This is a genomic window from Streptomyces odontotermitis (genome assembly GCF_050510915.1).
Lineage (GTDB): Bacteria > Actinomycetota > Actinomycetes > Streptomycetales > Streptomycetaceae > Streptomyces.
In genome coordinates this window covers 1-20,281 of record NZ_JBNJLS010000040.1, presented here as the reverse complement: position 1 = coordinate 20,281, position 20,281 = coordinate 1, and the positions used below count along the sequence as shown (strand labels likewise).

The window sequence follows — 20,281 nt, the reverse complement described above, 5'->3', positions numbered from 1 at the left end:
GAAGTACGGCACCTTCGGCACCCCCGCCGAACCCCCCACCATGCCCACCGACGGCTGGAAGCACTTCTACAAAACCTGCTCCTGACCAGACCGCCGGGCGCCGCCGATCCCCCGTCACCCGGCGGCGCCCGGTCCTCTTGCGGTCCTCGGCGCACTCCGCACTCCGCACGCCGCACCGTTCGCCACCCGCGCACCCGGTCACCGGCACACCCCGCACCCGGCTCACCAGTCCCAGAGTGAGGAAGAACGCTTGTCCAGCTCGGCCCCGGCCTCCCCTGTCTCCCTCCCCACCACCAACTCCCGCCCCACGACGAACTCCCTTGCCTCGACGGCCTCCCTCCCGGCGACGGCCTCTCTGCCGACCACCGCCTCCCTGCCGAGGCAGGCGAACCGGGTGCGGGTCTCCGTCACCGCCTCCGATCCGATCAGCCGCGAGGGCGTCCTCAGCCAGTTGCGTCAGCACCCGGAGGTCGAGCTGGACGGGGACCCCGGTTCCGCCACCGTGGCCCTGCTCATCGAGGACACCCTCGACGAGGCGGCGCTCACCCGGCTGCGGCGCGTGGTGCGCAGCGAGGGCATGCGGGCCGTGCTCGTCACCGGCGCGGTCCGCGAGCACGAGCTCCTGGACGTCATCGAGTGCGGCGTGGGAGCCATCGTCTGGCGCCACGACGCGACCGCCCAGCGCCTGGTGCACGCGGTGCTGACCACGGCCCGGGGCGGCGGCGATCTGCCCGCCGACTTACTGGGTCAGCTCATCGGGCAGGTGGGGCGCATCCAGCGCGGCGGCGCCGAGATGCCGGGGTCCTTCCTGAGTTTCACCAAGCGCGAGGTGGACGTGGTGCGGCTGGTCGCCGAGGGGTTCGACACCTCGGAGATAGCCCTGAAGCTGTCGTACTCCGAACGCACCGTCAAGAACGTGATGCACGGCCTCACCACACGCCTGCACCTGCGCAACCGGGCCCACGTGGTGGCGTACGCCCTGCGTGAGGGCTTCATCTGAGCGGGATCCGCCCGTACGGCCGGGCGGACCGACCGGCCGTGCGGGCGCGGAAGTCGGCCCTTTCGGGCAGCGAGAGGTGCCCCGCCGTCATCCCCGCCGTGCCTGTGCCCGGGGCGGCACGAAGAGCACGCTCGATGAGGGCCGCAGGCGGCCGCCAGGCAAGCGAACGGCAGCTGGGAGCGCAAGCGGTGATCCATGAGGTGGACCAGGTCCTCAAGAGCCTCATCGGCGGCGGGGCCCTGGCCGGGTCCGATATCGACGTGTCCTTCGACGTGCCCACCCGTGACTGGGCGGCCCGGCGCAACGGGCCTGTCGTCAACGCCTACTTGTACGACGTCCGCGAGGACGTGTCCATGCGGCAGCGCGGCCACACCGGGCTGCGCGACGAACGGGACATCGTGGTGCGCCGCCGCCGTCCCCCGCGCTGGTTCCGGCTCTCGTACCTGGTGACGGCCTGGACCAAGACCCCGCAGGACGAACACCGGCTGCTGTCCGCCGTCCTGGCGACGCTGCTGCCGCACGAGCTGCTGGCCCCCGAGCAACTCCCGGGCCCGCTCGGCCGCCTGGGCCTCTCGGTGCCCATGACGGTCTCCGGCAATCAGTCGGAGGCCCGCTCCCTCGCCGACATCTGGTCCGCGCTGGGCGGCGAGCTCAAGCCCTCCCTCGACGTCACGGTGACCGTGCCGTTCCCGGCGTACCCCGACTACGACGCGGGGCCGCCGGTCACCGAGGGCGCGACGGTCCGCATCCGCGGCGTCGACGGCGGCCAGCCCCGGTCCGCGGAACGCACCCACCGGCCCCGTCAGGTGGCGGCCGCCCGGGTCGCGCGCGAGCAGGCCGCGGCAGCCCGGCGCACGGAGGAGTCATGAGCAGCCCGTCCGTCGAGGGCCCCTCCCCACGGAAAGAACCGCACTTGCTGACCGTCTCCCCCACCTCCTCCCAGCCGCGCGACCCCGACGCCGTCACCGGACCGGCCCGCTTCCTTCTCGGCCGGCTCACCGAACTGCACAAGACGACCGCAGCCCTGGTCGAGGCCCGCTCCGCCGACGACCCCACCGCGAGCGACCCGTTGCGCGGGCTGTATCTGTCCGAGGAAGCCGTCCGTCATCTGCTGCACGCCGATCCCCACGCGGCGCCGGACGCTGACCTACGGCCGGACATGCCGACGGCCTCGCCCAACGGCACGGGCGCCCCCCGTGACCCCGACGACCGGCTGGCCGGAATCGCCGCCCGGCTGCGCCTGACCGAACTCGACATGGCGGTCCTGCTCATCGCCCTCGCCCCCGACCTGGAACGCGGCTTCGAGCCGCTGTACGGCTACCTCAACGACGACGTGAGCCGCCGTCGCGCCACCGTGGGGCTCGCCCTCGACCTGTGCGGGCTGCCCGCGCACCTGCCGGAGGCCCGCGCCCGCTTCCATCTGTCGGCGCCGCTGCGCGCCCTCGGGCTGCTGGACGTCGAGGAGGCCGAACGGCCGCTGCTCAGCCGCTCGTTGCGGGTGCCGGACCGGCTCACCGCGCATCTGCTGGGGGACGACACCCCGGACGCCGCGCTCCTGGGCCGGCTGCGTCCGCTGCCGGAGCCGCTGCTCGCCGCCGGGCAGGACGAGGACTTCGTCCGGCTCCTCGCCGCGCGGCTCGGTGAGGGGCCGCTGACGGCCTATCTCAAGGAGCACCGCGAGGGCGACGCACTGGCCGCGCTCTCCTCCGTCCTGCACCGCGCGGGCCGCGACGCCCTGTGCTTCTCCGGGCCCGCGGACCACCTGCCCGAGCTGCTGCGCGAGGCACGCCTCAGCGGGCGGGCCGTCGTGGTGTCCGGTCTGCCCGAGCAACCGGGCGCGCTGGTGGCCGAGTTGGCCGCGGCCACGGATGTGACCGTGCTCCTCGCCGATCCGCGTCCCTACGATCCGCAGTGGTCGGCGCGCGACCCGCTGGTACTCCAGGCGCCCCGGCTCCCGGCCGGGGGGGCGGCGGCGTGGCAGACGGCGCTCGGCCCGGACGCCGACGGCTTCGACCTGGCGGCCACCGTCGCCCCGTACCACCTCGGTGGTGAGCGCATCGTGCGCGCCGCCCGGGCCGCGGCGGCGCTCGCCGCCTTCGACGGGACGCCGCTCGGCGCCGCCCACGTGCGCCTGGCCGCCCGCCAGCAGTCGGCCTCGGGCCTGGAACAGCACGCACGCCGGGTGCAGCCCGCGGTGGACTGGCAGGACCTGGTGCTGCCCAGCGCTCCCCTCACCCAGCTGCGCGAGCTCGCCCTGCGCGCCCGCCACCGCGACCGGGTGCTCGGGGACTGGCGGCTCAGCGCGGGCGGTGGCCGCGGGCGCGGGGTCCTGGGGCTGTTCGCGGGCGAGTCCGGCACGGGCAAGACGCTGTCCGCCGAGGTCGTCGCCGCCGATCTGGGGGTGGACCTCTACGTGGTCCAGCTCTCCTCGATCGTCGACAAGTACGTGGGTGAGACCGAGAAGAACCTCGAGCGGATCTTCACGGAGGCCGACCGCACGGACGCCGTGCTCCTCTTCGACGAGGCCGACGCCGTCTTCGGCAAGCGCTCCGAGGTCAAGGACTCCCACGACCGGTACGCCAACATGGAGAGCGCCTATCTGCTGCAGCGCCTGGAGTCCTTCGACGGCATCGCGCTGCTGACCACCAACCTGCGCGCCAACATCGACGACGCGTTCACCCGCCGCCTCGACCTGGTGGTCGACTTTCCCTTCCCCGACGCGGAGCAGCGCACCGCCCTGTGGCGGCACAGCCTCGCGCACGTCCCGCACGCCGACGGCATCGGCCTCGAAACCCTCGCCGAGGGCTTCGAGTTGGCCGGCGGCAACATCCGCAGTGCGGTGGTCACCGCCGCCTACCTCGCGGCGGGCCGGGACGAACCGGTCGGCGCGGAGGACCTGTTGGAGGGCGCCCGCCGCGAGTACCGCAAGGCGGGCCGGCTCGTTCCGGGCGAAGCGAGCTGGTGACTGACGGCTCTGCTCTGACGGCTTCGCCCTCATGTGACGGCCCCCGACACCGTGCGGTGTCGGGGGCCGTCACATGCCGCATGTGCCGTCACGGTGGACGTCACACGGTGAAGCGGACCGCCTCAAGCTGCTTGTAGGCGTCGATCGGGCTGCCGACGTACTTCCAGCCTCCGGGGTCGGTGCACACCTCGTCCTGCCAGTCCTCGTCCTTCAGACGGGCTGTGCTGCACGTGGCGCCGTCGAAGACCTTGATGGTGTAGCCCTCCAGGGCGGGGTCGGCGTCCTTGGAGCTGCCGAAGTACATGTTCTTCCCGTCGTCCGCGTTCGTCCACGGGATCTCCTGCCGCCAGCCCTCGCCGACCCAGGCGCCGGTGCCGCTGACGCCCTGGGTGTTGACCACCGCGATGTTGAGGGCCTTGATGGGGGTGCCCTTGCCGACCGTGCCGGCCTCCGCCCCGTCGCACACGGGGTCCTGCCAGCCCTCGCCCGCGACGAACGCGCGGTAGCAGATGTGGCGGCCCTCGCTGCGTTCGGCGAGCTTGTTGACCGCGTCGGCCGCCGTCTGCTTCTTGGGCTTCTGGGGCTTCTCGTCGCCGCCACCGCCCCCGCCGCCACCGCCGCCGTCGGAGCCGCCCCCGCCGTCGCCGCCGGGCTTCTCGGCGGGCTTGTCCGGCTTCTCCTCGGGCTTCGGCGGCGGGCTGCTGATCGGCGGGCTGGACGGCGCGACGTTGCCCGCTTCCTGCGGCTTCTCGCGGGCCACCGTCTGCACGCGCGGCGAGTACGACAGCCAGATCACCACGAACGCGATCGCCAGCGCGATGAGCAGTCCGAAGGTGGTGGCCAGCCAGCCCGGCAGGATCCCGCGCTGCACGAAGGTGCCGGCCACGTCCGTCGGTTCGGTGCCGGAGCGCCGCACGGCCAGCGCGTAGGGCTGCTCCTGCTTGGATCCGAACCAGGTGATCTGCCGGGGCCGCAGCGTCGCCTTCACGAACGCGGCCCGGCCCGGGTCGATCTGGATGTTGCTCGGCTGGAGGTCGTACGACAGCCGGTCCCCGGTGTCGCTGCCGCTGAGCGAGGCGGTGACCTTGGTGTTGCCGAGGTTGTCCACCGCGAGGCGAGGCCGCCCCCGGAACCGCCCCTTCACCGTCGGCGGCACCAGCTCGGTCCGTATCTCGGTGAAGGGTGTGATGGTGAGGTTGCCCTCGGGGACGGTGGCGGCGTCCGGGTGTTCGGTGGGTGTGATCCGTACCGCGTACGGGTTCGGTCCTGCGGTCGCGTCGGGCGTCCGGGGAGGCGCGAACGTCAGCTCCACCGTTCCGGTCGTCCCCGGATACAGCCGCAGCGACGGCGGCTCCACCGTGGTCCAGGGCGCGAGGGCACCGACCGGTTCGAAGCGGTACTCGTCGACGATGTCACCGGTGTTGCGCACCTTCAGCCGCACGGTGGTGCTGCTGCCGGGGTCGACGGTCGCGGAGGCAGGTTCCAAGGAAGTCCAAAGGCTCACGCCTCGACGCTAGGAGAGCCTGCCCGGCCCGTCAGGAGACCGGGGGGCAGACCTGGTTGCCTTCAGGGGCAGCGGCGGATGTTCTCCGGCCCGCCCATCGGCCCTGCCCCGGCCCGGAGTTCACGCCCCCTTCATGAGGATGGTCAGCCGGACCCGTCCCTCGTGGTCCAGGTGGCCCCATTGCTCGTGGAACGTCTGCTCCTTGCCGTGCATCGCGAAGTACCACTGCGGATCGTTGCCGGGCCTGGCCTCCTCGTGGCGGGCGTAGTTCTCCATCGTCACGGAGTCCGAGCCGCTCGTGGCCACGACGGGGGCGAAGTGGAAGTCGAACGTACTGGGTGCGTCACGCGTCGGGGCCTGTGTCTTGGTCATCAGGACGTCGCCGATGCCGGCCGGGGGCGTGTGCTCGTTCAGCCCGCGCCGCTGGATGGACTCCTCGAGGCGTTCCTCCCCGCGATGGGACAGGACGCCCACGATGAGGCGCTCCATGACCTTGCTGTACTTCTGTACCTTCTCGGGCTCTCGGCCGGTGGCCGCCTTCTTGGCCTTCAGATAGTCCTCGTAGGTCGGGGCCTTCTTGAGCTTGAGCTTGGACTGGACGTCGGCAAGGACGCCGGCGAGCGCGGCGAAGTACGCGTCCGTGCCGTGGTCGGCGAGCCCTTCCTGACCGGAGACGGCGGTCGCCATCTCGTTGCACCGCTGCGGCAGGGTGGCCGGGAGGCCGTGCACGCCGGGCCCGTCCGGGTTCGACTTCCGTGTCACCACGGGCTGCACCCGCCAGAGCGTCTTGGTGGTCTCGCCGTGGGTGATGGACAGGTAGTGGCTCCCCGACCGCTCCAGCCGCACCTGGCCACGCAGGCGCTGGTTCGCTCGCCCGATCTGGTCGTCCGTCGCGAAGAACATCTTGGCCTGCCTGCCGTCCCCGGTGTGCTCCACCGCCAGGTCCATGTTGTCCGCGATCCGCAGCGCCACCATGCCCTGGTAGACGATGTTCGGCGCGCCGGACGCGTCGGCGAAACTCTCCTTCTCGACCGTCTCGTTCGGCTTGTTGACCGTGCGCGACCGCGCCTCCTGGCCGGGGAAGAAGTCGTCGCCGCTCGTGTCGAAGAAGTCTCCGTCCCGCACGGTGGTCCGCGTGCCTCCGGGGCTCTCCCGTCCCCGCTGCGGGTAGCCGGTCTCGCCGGGGCGCACCACGGCGAAGCGCTGCACCGCGTGCAGGTCGCCCGTGCTGCTCTGCGCCGCGTGCACGTCGCCCGTGCTGCGCTGCACCGGTGCAGGCCGGCCGGGCAGCGACAGGTCGGGGCTGCCCCCTTGGGCGACCTTCTTGCCGTTCGAGGCGGCCGAGACCTCGAACGGGTCGTGCGGGCTTGAGACCTTCGCGCCCGAGGGGTCGGCGGTGCCTGCCACGTCCCCCATCGCGGTCTGGTACGTGTGGTCGACCTCGTGGAACTTCACCTCGTCCGGCAGGTTCGGCTCCGCGGCGAGGATGTGCGGCCCCACCGTGAGGGCCCGTGCCCCGAACTCCCGCGCCGCCCGCTGGGCCACCGGGCCGTCGTGCCACTGCACATGGCCGAAGCTCATCGGGTACACCTGCTCCGCCCGGTCCCGGATGCGGGACTCCAACGGGCGGCTGGGAGAGGCGATCCCGGCCTCCAGACTCGCCTTCCGCTGGACGGCCGCCCGCTCGCTGGGCGTCCCGGCACCGGAGGTCTCGCCACCGGACACCTCGCCGTGGCCGCACCCGGGGCCGTGGGCGTGAGGCCCTTCCTCCAGGGCACGCGACACCGCCCTGTTCCCGGCCCGGGCGCTCAGCTGCAGCATCCGTCCCGCGAGGGTGTTCGGCGTGCGAGCCTGCCGGGACGCACGCTGCTCGTGGGCCTGTTGGGCCGGTGTTCCGTGTACGTGCACGAGGTTCCCTTCGGCGCGAGGCACAGCTGATCCACCTCACCTTTACCTGGCCGGATCCCTCCCGGACAGGGCCGCGAGGGCAGTCTTACGGGCAAGGCGGCGGGCGCATCGCGCGGACGGACGGCACGGCAGCCGCCCTGAACTGCCCTTGCGGGCAGTGACGTTGCCCGGGGTGTGGCACCCGAGGACGTTCCGGCGGCGGGCCGTGCCGACCAGGGTGGGAGAAGTCCCGTCTCGTACCTCGAGGAGAGCAGAGCATGCCGTCCTACTTGTCGCCCGGCGTCTACGTCGAGGAGGTGGCCAGCGGTTCCCGTCCGATCGAGGGGGTGGGCACCTCCGTGGCGGCCTTCGTCGGACTCGCGCCGACCGGACCGCTGAACGAGCCCACGCTGGTGACCAACTGGACCCAGTACGTCGCCGCCTTCGGCGACTTCACCGACGGGTACTACCTGGCGCACTCCGTCTACGGCTTCTTCAACAACGGCGGATCCGCCGCGTACGTGGTCCGCGTGGGCGGCACCGCCGAGGGCGCCCCCGGTGACGGCGAGGCCCCCGCCGCGGTCAACGGCGCGGCCCCGAAGTCCGCGCTGCCCGCCGCCGAGCCGAAGCAGCTCGGCGCGTTCACCGTGGCCGCCACGGGCCAGGGCGCGAACGGCCCGCTGACCGTCGAGGTCGCCGACGCCGAGGGCGAAGGCCCCGCGGAGCGCTTCAAGTTGATCGTCAAGAGCGGCGACAAGCCGGTCGAGACCTTCGACGTGAGCGCCAAGAAGGGCAACCGGTCCTACGTCGTCACGCAGGTCAAGGAGCGCTCCAAGCTCATCACCGTGACGGAGAACGCCTCCGGGGCGCAGCTCACCCGCCCGGAGAACCAGACCGTCACCCTGCCCGCGCCGCCCGCCGCAGCGCCCGCGCCGGTGGAGCGGGAGACGCCCGGGCACCCGGGTCCGGCCCAGTACCTCGGCGACTCCGCGGACCGCACCGGCTTCGGTGGCCTGGAGGCGATCGACGAGATCTCCATGGTGGCCGTGCCCGACCTGATGGCCGCCTACCAGCAGGGCGCGATCGACCTGGAGTCGGTCAAGGCCGTGCAGCTCGGGCTCGTCGCCCACTGCGAGCTGATGGGCGACCGCGTCGCGGTCATCGACCCGCCGCCGAGCCTCAATGCCCGCCAGATACGCGTGTGGCGGCAGGAGACGGCCGGCTACGACTCCAAGTACGCGGCCCTGTACTACCCCTGGCTCAAGACCTTCGACCCGGCATCGGGCAAGGCCCGCATGATGCCGCCGAGCGGTCACATCGCCGGCATCTGGGCCCGCAACGACTCCGAGCGCGGCGTGCACAAGGCGCCCGCGAACGAGGTCGTGCGCGGCGCCGTCGACCTGGAGCTGCAGATCACCCGCGGCGAGCAGGACCTGCTCAACCCCATCGGCGTCAACTGCATCCGCGCCTTCCCCGGCCGCGGCATCCGCGTCTGGGGAGCCCGCACCCTCTCCTCCGACCCCGAGTGGCGCTACCTGAACATCCGCCGCTACTTCAACTACCTGGAGGAGTCGATCCTGATCGGCACCCAGTGGGTGGTGTTCGAGCCGAACGACCACGCCCTGTGGGCCCGGATCCGGCGCAACATCTCGGCGTTCCTGGTCACCGAGTGGCGCAACGGCGCGCTCTTCGGCCAGCGGCCCGAGGAGGCGTTCTACGTCAAGTGCGACGCGGAGACCAACCCGCCGGAGTCGGTGGACCTCGGCCGGGTCGTGTGCGAGATCGGTGTCGCCCCGGTCAAGCCCGCCGAGTTCGTGATCTTCCGTCTGTCCCAGTTCTCCAGCGGCAGCGGGGAGTTGGACGAGTAGGCCGCCGTCCGCCTCCACCTCCGTCGTACCCACATCGCCACGAACGTTAGAAGGACAGCGATTCCATGAGTCTCATGCAGGGCGACTCCCTCACCTCACACAACTTCGGTCTGCAGATCGACGGCGTGATGGTCGAGTACCTCCAGGAGGTCAGCGGCCTGACCCTCGAACAGGACATCATCGTCAGCCAGCAGAACACCGCACAGGGCAAGATCGAGACCGCCATCCTGCCGGGCGTGCAGAAGAACGGGCAGTGCACCGTGGTGCGCGGCATGACCCAGTCGTCCGCGTTCACGGAGTGGATCAACGACTCGATCACCGGTCGCATGAGCACGGCCCGCAAGAACGCCTCGATCATCATGATGGATTACGAGGACAACCCGGTGAAGCGCTACAACCTGCGCAACGCCTGGTGCAGCAAGATCGACGCCAGCTCGCTGAAGGCCGGCGAGGCCGCCGTGCTCACCGAGACCGTGACCATCGTCTTCGAAGAACTGGTCATCGAGTAATGCGGCGCAAGGCTGTTGGGGCGCCCGACTCGGGCACGGTCGTCGCGGCGCCCCCGGCCCCCCAGAACGCGGCGGCGGGAGGGGAGTCCCCCACTCCGCCTTCCGCCGCCGCTCAGACCGACGCCGCACCACGGGCCCTGCGCACCGAGTTCCCCTTCCAACTCCCGCGCGGCTACGTGGACGAGGCGGGCACCGTGCACCGCGACGGCGTGATGCGCCTGTCGACGGCTCGGGACGAACTGATCCCGCTGCGGGACGTCCGCGTCCAGGAGAACCCGGCGTATCTGTCCGTGGTGCTCCTGGGCCGGGTCATCACGCGCCTGGGCACGCTGCCGTCGGTGCACGACGGGACGGTGGAGAACATGTTCGCCTCCGACCTGGCGTTCCTCCAGGACTTCTACCGACAGATCAACGCCGAGGGGCACACGCGCGCCGCCGTGTCGTGCCCGCACTGCTCCGAGCCCTTCGAGGTGGAACTCGGCGGGAGCCGCCTGGGGGAATCGTGACGTACGCGACCGACCGACTGCACGAGGAGATCGCGTACGTCGCCTATCACTTCCACTGGAACCTGGAGACGATCCTGGACCTGGAGCACCATGACCGCCGCCGGTACGCGGACCAGATCGCGTCCTTCGTGACGCTCGCCGGGGCGGAGGGCTGAGCCGTGGGGTTGTTCGACCGGTTGCGGGGGCGGGCCGAGGGCGCGCGCGAAGGTGGCGCCGATGCCGAGGGTGTCGCGAGTGCCAGTGACGGCAGCGTCGTCAGCGGCGGCAGTGGTGGCAGTGATGGCACCGCCGTGGGCTCGCCGGGCGCCGATGCCTCGTCCGACGGTGCCTTCGGCGGTACCCGGGCGGGTACGGGCGCATGGGCCGGGCTGCCGCCGATCCAGCGGTCCGTCGGCGACAGCGGTTCCGGCGTCGCCGACTCCGCCTTCGGCATGCGGCTGCCCACGTGGCAGAACCCCTCCTTCACCCGGACGTCGGCCCGCCCCGGCGTCCTGGACGCGGCGGCGTCGAGCAACCTGCTCTCCGCCACGTCCTCCTCGTCGGCCACGGCACTGAGCGAGACGGCCCGGCCGACCACGGGGCTCGAGGGGGCCGCGGGCGCGGCGCCCTGGACCCCTTCGTCGCCGCCCCCGTCAAAGCGCCGGATGCCGGTGGCTCCGCTGCGGGCGGTCCAGCGGGCGGAGGCGACGCCCGCAGCGCCCGCCCCGGAGGTCTCCGGGGCCACGGCGCCAAGGTCGGGTGCGTCCGGCGGTGGGCAGGGGCCCGCCGCGTCCCGTAGCTCGGTGGGGACCGTGGGACCGGCTGGGTCAGCCGCCGGGCGCACCCCTTCCGTGGGCCCCGGTCGGCGGCCGGGGCCCACGGCATCCGCCGTGCCGGTGGCGGGAGTCGGCGGTACGGGGCCGGGGCCCCGCTCCGGTTCCACACCGGGGCGGAACTCGGGGGCTCGTCCGGTTCCGACGTCGACTCAGTCGCCGGCCCCGTCGTCGGCTCCGTTGTCGGCTCCGTCGACGGCTTCCGTGCCAGTGCAGCGTGCTGCGGTGACCGGCGCGGCGACTGGGGGCCGGGGTGCGGGGGCTGCGGGAACCACTGGAACGCGGCGTGCGGCGGCACCTGTCGTCCAGGGTTCCGGTGCGGTCGACGTGCCTGCGGTTACGGCCGCCCCCGCCGCGCTCGCAGCTCCCGCAGCGCCCGCACTTCCTGACTCGCCTGGTGCGCCTGGTTCGCCTAGTGCTCCTGGTGCGCCTGCCGCTCAGAGCTCTGGAGTGCAGCGTTCCGGTGGGCAGGGCTCCGTCGCGCCGACGGTGCAGCGCTCGCACGTCGTGCAGGAGGGGAACGGGACGCCGGTCGTCACGCCGTCCCGTGTGTCGAGCGCTGCGACGCCGGCGCCCGCACCGGCTCGCGGGGTCCGCGTGACGCCCACCCCTGCCGCCCCGGCCGCCGCACCCCCGGCGGTCACGCGGCCGCGCCCGCTGACCAAGGCACCGGTCGCGCCCACGGCTGCCGTGCAGCGCCGCGTCCTGCCCGTGGCCCGTCGAGAGCCTGCGCCGGTACGGGCAGCCGCGAGCGAGGGGACCCGTGCGGGGGCGGCGGCGCCGGACGGTGAGGGCGGGTCGCGAGGGGGAGGCGAAACGCCTCCCCCCTCACGGCCGTTGACGGGTGCCGCACCGATACCTGCGTCTGCGCCTGGCCCCGCGCCCGCGCCCGCGTCCACGCAGGCTTCTCCGTCCAGCGCGTCGGCGCCGGGTGCGACGTCGCACGCCTCGACACCGAACGCAGCATCGCCGAGCCCTGCCGAGCCGGTCGCTGCCAAGCCCGCTGCCGCCGAGCCGAGTGCCGCAGCTCCGACCGCCCCTTCGTCCGCCCCTCCTTCACCCACCCCTCCTTCACCGAGCCCCTCGAAGCCCGCGGCCGGAAACCAGACACCCGCTTCCCTTCCCGTGACGCAGCGGGCGACTCGGCGTGTCCCCGGCCCCGCTCCGTCCGCCCCGCGCCCCGCCCCGTCTCCCCCGTCCCCTCCGTCGGCGACGGCATCCGACGACTCTCGTACGGAAGCAAGCAACCCTCGTACGGAAGGGCCGGGTTCGCGTGCCGCCGCGAGCAGCACGCCCCGTACGGAAGCGGGAGCCCCGCGCACCAAGGCGGCGAACTCCCCTGCACCAAAGCCGAGTTCCCCCACGTCTCCGACTTCCCCCACGAGCGCCCAGCACGGCCCGGTGCAGCGCAGCACCGGCCGCACCGCGCCCCGCGCGGGCCTCGGGGCCCCGGTGACCTCGGACTCGGCACCCAAGGCACCGGCCCCCGCACCCCCTTCCGCACCCCCTTCCGCACCGCCTGCGGCCACGCCGCCCACCTCGGCGGGAGTCGCGGGCTCGACGGCTACCCCCGATGTACCCGCGACTCCTGCCGAGCCGTCGCGGAACCCTGCCTCCACACCGCCCGCGCACCAGGTCCAGCGCTCCACCGCTCCCGCCACCAGGCCCACCCCACCACGCGGCCGGAGCCCGCTCGGCGCTCCGCTCACCGGCCCGCTCCCGACGCGTGCGTCACGCCCCAGCGGCCGTACGACTCCGCCACCGGTTCAGCGGAGCACGTCCCCCAACTCGCCCTCTACAACGCTGCCTTCAGCGCCGCCTTCGGCACCCTCTTCACCTGCGGCCACACCGAAGGGCGGCACCACCCCGACTCCGCCGACCGTGCAGCGAGCCACCGGATCCCCCGCCCCCGCACAGCCCTCGAAGCCCACGCCGCGCCCCGACGCGCCGAAGCAGGCACCCACGACGTCCGGGCCCACCGGTCCGGCTGCGCCGCCTGTCCAGCGCGCCGTCGCCCCCAACTCCCCTGTGGCGCCCACTTCGTCACAAGGTCCCGCGACACCTCCTGCACCTCCCGCGTCTTCGGTTCCTCCGATATCCCCGACGCCTCCGGTCCAGCGGGCCATGCCCAACACGCCTGCGGAGCCCACCAGGCCGACCCCTGGATCACTCCGCCCCCGCACCCCTGCGCCACTGCCGGTGCAGCGCGCGACCACCCCCACCACCCCCACCAGCCCCAACTCGCCCAACTCGCCCTCCGCGCCCGCACCGCACCCGAGCACCCCGCCGCAGGCACCCGCCACCTTCGGCCCGACCCCACCCAGCGCGACCAGCGCACCCAACGCACCCGCCATGCCCACCACGCCCGACTTCCCCACCACACTCACCCCACCCACCATGGCCAATACCGCCGCCACACCTGCCCGTCCCGCCACCTCCTCACCGGCCCCCGCCGTCCAGCGCAGCGTCACACCCGCCCCCGCGCGTCCCGTACGTCTCCGCCCCCTCACCCCGCCCAGCACCACCACCGCCATCCAGTCACCCCTCCCCGTGGCCCGCCTCGTCGCTCCCTCTTCCCCCATGGGGGCAACTCCTGTGCAGCGCCTGCCCATTGCTCCGGCAGGCGGCGGAAGCGGCCCAGGCACCAGCACCGGCACCGGCACCAGCGGTGGCGGCGGTCCGGTCGTGCAGCGAGGGCTCCGTTCGTCGGCCAAGTCGGCGACCGGGCGCCTCGCCGCCTCCGCTGCCGCCGCCGTGGCCGGCAGCCTGGAGCGGCTCCAGCACGGCGGCGGCCAGGGGCGGCAGCACCAGCAGAACCAGGACGAGGTCGTCGACGACCCGCTGCCGTTCCCGCCCAGCAAGAACCCGGAACCGGTCACCGCCTCCAGCGGCCCGCCGCCGCCCGGGTACACCCCGATACCCGAGGGGACCTTCGACCCGAAGGCCCTCACGGACTTCCAGATCGACGAACTCGTCCACCGCATGATCGGCCGCATCACGCGCCTGGTCCGCACGGAACTCCGTATGGACCGCGAACGGATCGGCAGACTCCGCGACGACCGCCGCTGACCCGCCCACCGCAGCCGCAGCAGCGCAGCACCACCCCAGCGTCACCGCAGCAACGACAGAAAGGCCCACCCCGCGATGCCCCGCCAGGACCCGGGTTCCACGATCTGGTTCAGCCTCTCCATCGACGGCGAGAGCCTCGGTTACTTCAACGGATGTGAGGGGCTGTCCTCCCAGGTGGAGGTCGAGCAGCGGCAGGAGGGCGGCAACAACGGCTTCGTGTGGCAATTCCCGTCCCGCGTCACCTTCTCCACCATCCGCCTCACCCGCCCGCTCACTCCGGACACCACGAAGGTCGCCAAGTGGATCTCCTCCGTGCAGACGGGGATCAAGCGGCCCACCGCCGAGATCACGGCGCTGCGCGCGGACGGCTCGGAGGTCGCGCGCTGGGGTCTGATCGAAGTGCTGCCCGTCAGCTGGCAGGGCCCCCGGCTCGACCCCAGCAGCCCGGCCGTCGCGACGGAGGTCCTGGAGATCGCCCACCACGGGTTCACGGACTAGCGGGACCAAAGGGACCAGAGAGGAGCGGGAGACACCCACATGCCCCAGAGCAAAGGCGCCGGCAAGAGCCTCGTGCGCGCCAGCCTCGCCATTCACGAGCCCCCCATCGGCATCAGCACGACGCCGGGGGGACTCATCAAGACGTTCGACTTCGACTTCAATCCGGCGCAGCTGACCATCGGCCGCCGCGCCACCTGGACGGTGACCCCGGCCGCGAGCAACCGCGACGGGGCGACGCCGGAGTTCATGGGTGCCGAGCCGCGCGAGATGAGCGTGGAGATCTTCCTCGACTCGTCCGAGAAGCCGTCGAGCGAGTCGGTCATGAAGAAGGTGGACGCGCTGCTCGACTGCTGTGCGGTCACCGACAAGAGCCAGAAGGCCGACCAGCCGTCGCCGCCGTGGGTGCGCTTCCAGTGGGGGTCGTTCAAGACGGCCCGGTTCACCGCCTACGTCAGCTCCGCCGACGCCTCGTACACCCTCTTCGGCACTTCGGGCGTGCCCATCCGGGCCACCTGCCAGCTGCGCCTGCACGAGATACCCGGTGACGCCCTGGGGCAGAACCCGACATCCGGGGCGCTCACCGCGCAGCGCGTGCACCGGGTGGTCGCCGGCGACTCGCTGCAGTCGCTGGCCTGGCGAGAGTACGGCGACGCCACGGTGTGGCGGGCCATCGCCGAGGCCAACGGCATCGACAACCCGTCCGTTCTCACGTCGGGCACCGAACTCGTGCTGCCCGCGGCGCAGGAGGTGGTGCGCTGATGGCGCACACTCCCTTCTCCAGCATCATGAAGGTCAAGTTCGGCGGCTCCGAACTCCCGGCCAAGTACGACCCGTTGTTCGTCGACGGCTGGGTCGACCAGGGGGCCGGGGTGCCCGCCGCGTTCCGCCTGACCTTCCGTGACCCGAACCGCCTGCTCCTCAAGGAGCTGGGCGTCCAGTTCGGCACCGAGGTGGAGCTGACCCCGGTGGCCGACGGGCAGGGCTCCGGCGATCCGCTCCTGACCGGCGAAGTCACCGCCCTGGAGGCCGACTACGACGGCACCGGGTCCTTCACGGTGATCCGCGGCTACGACCACGGGCACCGCTTCATGCGGCGGCGCCGGGTGGCCGCGTACACGAACGAGACGGCGTCCTCGATCGTCACGAAGCTGGCCCGGCTCGCGGGCGTGCCCGTCGGGACGATCGAGTCCTCCGGCGGGAGCTACGAGTTCATCAGCCAGGCCAACGTCACCGACTGGGACTTCATCGCCCGCCTCGCGGACGAGAACGAGATGGTGATGTCGCTGGACGCGAAGGGCAAGTTCAACTTCGTCTCGCCGAAGCCCTCTTCGGGCGCGCCGTCCCCCAAGAGCGAGAAGAACCCCCTCGTCCTCAAGTCCAGGAGGGACATCCTGCGCCTGCGCACCTCCGTGACCGCCGCCGACCAGGTGGCCGAGGTGGAGGTGCGCGGCTACGACGTGGCGGGCGCACGCGAGATCGTCGAGACGTCGAAGAAGGCCGACAGCCCCGTCTTCTCCATCGGGACGTCGCCGAAGAAGGCCGCGGCCGCCTTCAAGAAGACCAAGCTCGTGCAGACCTCGGTGCCCTACGACAAGCGGCCCGAGGTCAAGCACGCCGCCGACGCCCTCTTCGACGACGTGTCCTCGTCCTTCTCCGAGCTGGAGGTCGTCGTCCACGGCAACCCCAAGCTGCGTCCCGGCGTGCCGGTGGCGCTCGCCGACGTCGGCTGGCCCTTCCAGGGCAAGTACACGACGACGTCCGTGCGGCACGTGTTCGGCAACGGGCAGCGCTACGAGTCCTGGGTCACCGTCAGCGGCCGCCAGTGGCGCTCCTTGTACGGGCTGACGTCGGGCGGTGCGGAGAGCGAGCCGAAGCTGCCGAGCGTGGCCAACGCCGTGGTCACGGACGTCGACACGAAGGACGAACAGGCCCGTGTGAAGCTGAAGTTCCCGTGGCTGGACGACACGTACGTCAGTGACTGGACGCGCTGTGTGCAGCTCGGCGGGAAACGCGGCGGCGGGATCTTCCCGCTGGACGTCGGCGACGAGGTCCTGGTCGGCTTCGACAGAGGCGCGCTCGACCATCCCTTCGTGATCGGCGGCCTCTACAACGGCAAGGACAAACCGACCCGCAACAAGGCCCCGCTGTACTCGGGGGCGCGCAACCAGGCCAGCCGCCACACTCTCGCCGACCGCACCGGCAACCGCGTCGACCTGCTCAGCCAGCGCGTGGGCAAGCACCGCGGCGTACGTCTGTCCACGGGCGACAACAAACTGACCGTCCATCTGGACCGCGCCAAGACGGAGATCACCGTGGACAGCAAGGGCTCGGTCTCCATCAAGGGCAGCCGCTCCGTGTCCGTGCAGGCGGGGACGGATCTCAGGCTGGGTGCCAAGGGCAATGTGTCCATCCAGAGCGGCGGGCTGCTCAACGTCCGGGCCGCGACCGCCATCAACATGAACGCGGGCGGCGGCGGATTCAGCGTCAACTCGTCGTTCTTCAACGTGCGGGCCGCCGGTCTGGCGACCGTCAGCGCGGCGGGCGGGCTCACGTTGAGCGCCGCCGCGGCGCTGACGCTCACCTCCGCCGCCACGATGGCGCTGACCTCGACCAACATCGGCCTGAACGGTGTGGTCATGGTCAACCGGAAACCCCTGCCCTTCTGATGGCCGCCGTGACCCCCGTGCCTTCTGTGTCTTTCGTGTCTTCCGTGCCCCCGCATCCCGAGAAAGGACCGGTGATTTCCTGATGGCCGAACAGTTCGTCGGCTCCGGCTGGGCGTTCCCGCTGCGCATCGGCCCCACCGGGGGCATCGCCCTGGTCAGCGGGGAGCGCGAGGTCGAGGAGGCCATCCGGCTCGTCCTGGCGACCGCCCCCGGTGAGCGGCCGATGCGCCCGGAGTTCGGCTGCGCCATCCACGACATGGTCTTCGCGCCGGCCAACGAGCAGACCGCGGGCCGCATCCAGCACGAGGTGTATCTGAGCCTGGACCGCTGGGAGCCGCGCATCGAGGTGCACGAGGTCGAGGTCTCCGCGGGCGAGGACCAGACCGTCCTGTACATCGACGTGCGCTACTCGATCCGCGGCACCAACAACCCGCGCAGCCTCGTCTTCCCCTTCTACGTCATCCCCTCCCACGAGGAGCCGGGGTCCGCGGAGACGTCCGACGGCCCCGGTGCCTTCCCCGAAAGCGACCGCTGATGCCCCTGCAGAGCCCGAACCTCGACGACCGCCGCTTCCAGCAGTTCGTCGACGACGCCAAGCGCTACATCCAGCAGCGCGCCCCGGAGTGGACCGACCACAACGTCTCCGACCCCGGCGTCACCCTCGTCGAGACCGTCGCGCACATGGCGGACCAGATCGTCTACCGCCTCAACCGCGTCCCGGAGAAGAACCACCTGGCCTTCCTGGACCTGGTCGGCATCACGCTGTTCCCGCCGGCCGCCGCGCGCACCGACGTGACGTTCTGGCTGTCGGCGCCCCGCGACGAGCCGGTGGCCGTGCCGGTCGGCACCGAGGTGACCACGCTGCGCACCGAGGCCGAGGACGCCGTCGTCTTCGCCACCGAGCACGACCTGCGCATCGTCCCGTGCATGCTGCGGCACGTGATGGTGCAGCGCCGCGGCGAGCCCGTCGCCGACCGCACCGCGGACCTCGCCGAGGGCACCGACGTCATGTGCTTCGCCGAGGCACCGTCCGCCGGGGACTGCCTGCTGTTCGGTCTGACCGCCGCCGTCCCGCACTGCGCGGTCGCCATCGAGCTCGACAGCCGCGTCGACGGTGTCGGGGTCGACCCCCGCCAGCCCCCGCTGGTGTGGGAGGCGTGGACGGCGGACGGCTGGCAGCAGTGCGAGGTGCACAGCGACGGCACCGGTGGCCTCAACCGGCCCGGCGACGTGGTCCTGCACGTGCCCGGGGGCCACGTCCTGTCCCGCAACGGCGGCCAGGAGGCCGGCTGGCTGCGCTGCCGCGTCACCGAGGCGCTTGCCAACCAGCCCTTCTACACGACCTCGCCGACGGTGCGCTCCAGCGACGCCTGCACGATCGGCGGCACGACCGGCGTGGTGCACGCGGACACGGTGTACGACGAGGCGCTCGGCGAGGCCAACGGGCTGCCCGGCCAGCGCCTCCGGCTCGCCCACGCGCCCGTCGTCGGCGACGACCAGCCGGTGCTCCTGCAGACCGCCGAGCACAACGGCTGGGAGGACTGGCAGGTGGTGCGGCACTTCGCCGAGTCACGCCCCGACGACCGGCACATCACCCTGGACGCGACGACGGGCGACATCTCCTTCGGCCCCGCTGTGCGCGAAGCCGACGGCACCCTGCGCCAGTTCGGCATGGTCGCCCCCAAGGGCTCGGTCATCCGCGCCCGCCGCTACCGGACCGGCGGCGGCCGGGCGGGCAACGTGGCCCGGGGCGCCCTGAGCGTGCTGCGCTCCTCCATCCCGTTCATCACCGAGGTCGTCAACCGGGAGGCCGCGCGCGGCGGCGTCGACGGCGAGACGGTCGAGGAGGCGAAGGTGCGCGCCCCGATCACGCTGCGCGCCCAGGAGCGCGCCGTGACCCTGCGCGACTACGAGGAACTCGCCCGCCGCGCCGCCCCGGAGACCGCCCGCATCATGTGCCTGGAGGGCAAGGTCGACGACTACGGGGCGCACGCGGTGCGCGTCCTGGTCGTGCCGCAGGCCGTGCCCGATCCCGGCGGGCGGCTGCGGTTCGAGCAACTCGTGCCCGGCGACGCCCTGTTGGACCGCATCACCCGCCACCTCGACGAGCGCCGCCTCATCGGCACCCGGCTCGCCGTCGGCCCGCCGTACTACCAGGGTGTGACGGTGGTGGCCACGGTGCACGCGTTCCGCGGGGTGGAGACCGACCGGGTTCGGCGCGCGACCCACGACGCCCTCTACCGCCACCTCGACCCGCTCACCGGCGGCGCGGACGGCAAGGGGTGGCCCTTCGGCCGCCCCGTGCAGGCGGGCGAGATCTTCGCGGTGCTGCAGCGGGTGCCCGGCGTGGAGCTGGTCGACGAGGTCGTCCTGCACCCGGCCGACCCGCTGACCGGCAAGCGCGGCGACCGCACCGACCGCATCGACCTGGAGCCCTCCGCGCTGGTGTTCTCCTTCGACCACCGCGTACGGGTGATCGGGGACGCCTCGTGACCCCGGCCGCGCGGCACCCGGGAGGCCGCTCATGAGGGGTTCCATCGACGGTCTCGGCTCCTCCGCGCCCATCGGGATGATGCTCCCGGCCGTCTTCGCCGACGACGACCTGGCGCTGCGGTTCGTGGCGGGCCTCGACGAGGTCCTTGCGCCGATCCTCAACGTCCTGGACTGCCTGGACACCTACTTCGACCCCGCGCTCACCCCGGCCGACTTCGCCGAGTGGCTCGGCGTCTGGGTGGGCGCCGAGACCGACGGCATCGAGTCGGAGGCGCGGCTGCGCGCCGCCGTCGCCGCCGCGGCCGCGCTGCACCGCGTACGGGGCACGCGGCAGGGCCTGTCGGAGACGGTGCGCCTGGCGTTCGGCACCACACCCGAGATCACCGAGAGCGGCGGCGCGGCGTGGAGCGCGCGCCCCCGCGGCCCGGTCCCCGGCAAGCCGCGGCCCCACCTGAACGTGGCGATCCGGCTGCCCGACCCCACCCCGGCGGACACCCACCGCCT

17 protein-coding genes are annotated in these 20,281 nt (G+C 72.5%); 14 read left to right on the top strand and 3 right to left on the bottom strand.

Annotated features, from left to right (window positions below):
• The first annotated feature begins 355 nt into the window (after positions 1-355).
• From ACQB60_RS45485 to ACQB60_RS45475, 3 genes are all read left to right on the top strand, one after another.
• Positions 356-1,000 carry a helix-turn-helix transcriptional regulator gene (locus ACQB60_RS45485; RefSeq protein ID WP_496931998.1) on the top strand — a complete coding sequence of 215 codons (645 nt, stop codon included), beginning with the start codon at positions 356-358 and terminating at the stop codon, positions 998-1,000.
• A 188-nt stretch (positions 1,001-1,188) separates the two neighbouring features.
• A complete protein-coding gene (locus ACQB60_RS45480) occupies positions 1,189-1,869 on the top strand; it encodes a Pvc16 family protein (RefSeq protein WP_496931997.1) in 681 nt (226 codons plus the stop codon).
• Positions 1,866-3,965 carry an ATP-binding protein gene (locus ACQB60_RS45475; protein ID WP_496931996.1) on the top strand — a complete coding sequence of 700 codons (2,100 nt, stop codon included), beginning with the start codon at positions 1,866-1,868 and terminating at the stop codon, positions 3,963-3,965. The genes ACQB60_RS45480 and ACQB60_RS45475 overlap by 4 nt, the downstream gene beginning before the upstream one ends.
• 100 nt (positions 3,966-4,065) lie before the next feature.
• Here ACQB60_RS45475 and ACQB60_RS45470 read toward each other — a convergent pair whose 3' ends face one another.
• The gene (locus ACQB60_RS45470; protein ID WP_496931995.1) at positions 4,066-5,469 is read right to left on the bottom strand and encodes a hydrolase; all 1,404 of its coding nucleotides are present in this window, start codon (positions 5,467-5,469) and stop codon (positions 4,066-4,068) included.
• 120 nt (positions 5,470-5,589) lie between these two features.
• Positions 5,590-7,377 carry an eCIS core domain-containing protein gene (locus ACQB60_RS45465; protein ID WP_496931994.1) on the bottom strand — a complete coding sequence of 596 codons (1,788 nt, stop codon included), beginning with the start codon at positions 7,375-7,377 and terminating at the stop codon, positions 5,590-5,592.
• A gap of 257 nt (positions 7,378-7,634) precedes the next feature.
• On the opposite strand from ACQB60_RS45465, the gene ACQB60_RS45460 reads away from it, so the two are divergent.
• The 4 genes from ACQB60_RS45460 to ACQB60_RS45445 all read left to right on the top strand — a co-directional run bounded on the left by ACQB60_RS45460 (position 7,635) and on the right by ACQB60_RS45445 (position 10,394).
• On the top strand, positions 7,635-9,224 hold the full coding sequence (locus tag ACQB60_RS45460) for a phage tail sheath subtilisin-like domain-containing protein (RefSeq protein ID WP_496931993.1): 1,590 nt from the start codon (positions 7,635-7,637) through the stop codon (positions 9,222-9,224).
• Positions 9,225-9,289: 65 nt separating this feature from the next.
• Positions 9,290-9,733, top strand: coding sequence for a phage tail protein (locus ACQB60_RS45455; RefSeq protein ID WP_496931992.1), 444 nt, complete (start codon positions 9,290-9,292; stop codon positions 9,731-9,733).
• Positions 9,733-10,239 carry a hypothetical protein gene (locus tag ACQB60_RS45450; protein WP_496931991.1) on the top strand — a complete coding sequence of 169 codons (507 nt, stop codon included), beginning with the start codon at positions 9,733-9,735 and terminating at the stop codon, positions 10,237-10,239. Before ACQB60_RS45455 ends, ACQB60_RS45450 begins: the two co-directional genes overlap by 1 nt.
• On the top strand, positions 10,236-10,394 hold the full coding sequence (locus ACQB60_RS45445; RefSeq protein ID WP_361195977.1) for a DUF6760 family protein: 159 nt from the start codon (positions 10,236-10,238) through the stop codon (positions 10,392-10,394). The genes ACQB60_RS45450 and ACQB60_RS45445 overlap by 4 nt, the downstream gene beginning before the upstream one ends.
• Before the next feature lie 2,423 nt (positions 10,395-12,817).
• Here ACQB60_RS45445 and ACQB60_RS45440 read toward each other — a convergent pair.
• Positions 12,818-13,090 (bottom strand): hypothetical protein, encoded by a 273-nt coding sequence (locus tag ACQB60_RS45440; RefSeq protein ID WP_496931990.1) that lies wholly within the window; start codon positions 13,088-13,090, stop codon positions 12,818-12,820.
• 160 nt (positions 13,091-13,250) lie between these two features.
• Here ACQB60_RS45440 and ACQB60_RS45435 point away from each other — a divergent pair, with 160 nt between their 5' ends.
• From ACQB60_RS45435 to ACQB60_RS45405, 7 genes are all read left to right on the top strand, one after another.
• Positions 13,251-14,120, top strand: coding sequence for a hypothetical protein (locus ACQB60_RS45435; RefSeq protein ID WP_496931989.1), 870 nt, complete (start codon positions 13,251-13,253; stop codon positions 14,118-14,120).
• A 75-nt stretch (positions 14,121-14,195) separates the two neighbouring features.
• A complete protein-coding gene (locus ACQB60_RS45430; RefSeq protein ID WP_496931988.1) occupies positions 14,196-14,618 on the top strand; it encodes a phage tail protein in 423 nt (140 codons plus the stop codon).
• 39 nt (positions 14,619-14,657) lie between these two features.
• Positions 14,658-15,377, top strand: coding sequence for a CIS tube protein (locus tag ACQB60_RS45425; RefSeq protein ID WP_384850931.1), 720 nt, complete (start codon positions 14,658-14,660; stop codon positions 15,375-15,377).
• Complete coding sequence (locus ACQB60_RS45420) at positions 15,377-17,284, top strand: VgrG-related protein (protein WP_496931987.1); 1,908 nt, start codon at positions 15,377-15,379, stop codon at positions 17,282-17,284. The genes ACQB60_RS45425 and ACQB60_RS45420 overlap by 1 nt, the downstream gene beginning before the upstream one ends.
• Before the next feature lie 82 nt (positions 17,285-17,366).
• Positions 17,367-17,819, top strand: coding sequence for a GPW/gp25 family protein (locus ACQB60_RS45415; protein WP_496931986.1), 453 nt, complete (start codon positions 17,367-17,369; stop codon positions 17,817-17,819).
• Positions 17,819-19,777: a putative baseplate assembly protein gene (locus ACQB60_RS45410; RefSeq protein ID WP_496931985.1), complete on the top strand. Its 1,959-nt coding sequence runs from the start codon at positions 17,819-17,821 to the stop codon at positions 19,775-19,777. Before ACQB60_RS45415 ends, ACQB60_RS45410 begins: the two co-directional genes overlap by 1 nt.
• A gap of 31 nt (positions 19,778-19,808) precedes the next feature.
• The coding region (locus ACQB60_RS45405; protein WP_496931984.1) for a phage tail protein at positions 19,809-20,281 on the top strand (473 nt) is incomplete at its 3' end.

Bases quoted from the DNA above. Each gene is read 5' to 3' on its own strand.
- ACQB60_RS45475 (WP_496931996.1), top strand. From the start codon at position 1,866: ATGAGCAGCCCGTCCGTCGAGGGCCCCTCCCCACGGAAAGAACCGCAC.
- ACQB60_RS45460 (WP_496931993.1), top strand. From the start codon at position 7,635: ATGCCGTCCTACTTGTCGCCCGGCGTCTACGTCGAGGAGGTGGCCAGC.
- ACQB60_RS45455 (WP_496931992.1), top strand. From the start codon at position 9,290: ATGAGTCTCATGCAGGGCGACTCCCTCACCTCACACAACTTCGGTCTG.
- ACQB60_RS45450 (WP_496931991.1), top strand. From the start codon at position 9,733: ATGCGGCGCAAGGCTGTTGGGGCGCCCGACTCGGGCACGGTCGTCGCG.
- ACQB60_RS45430 (WP_496931988.1), top strand. From the start codon at position 14,196: ATGCCCCGCCAGGACCCGGGTTCCACGATCTGGTTCAGCCTCTCCATC.
- ACQB60_RS45425 (WP_384850931.1), top strand. From the start codon at position 14,658: ATGCCCCAGAGCAAAGGCGCCGGCAAGAGCCTCGTGCGCGCCAGCCTC.
- ACQB60_RS45420 (WP_496931987.1), top strand. From the start codon at position 15,377: ATGGCGCACACTCCCTTCTCCAGCATCATGAAGGTCAAGTTCGGCGGC.
- ACQB60_RS45415 (WP_496931986.1), top strand. From the start codon at position 17,367: ATGGCCGAACAGTTCGTCGGCTCCGGCTGGGCGTTCCCGCTGCGCATC.
- ACQB60_RS45410 (WP_496931985.1), top strand. From the start codon at position 17,819: ATGCCCCTGCAGAGCCCGAACCTCGACGACCGCCGCTTCCAGCAGTTC.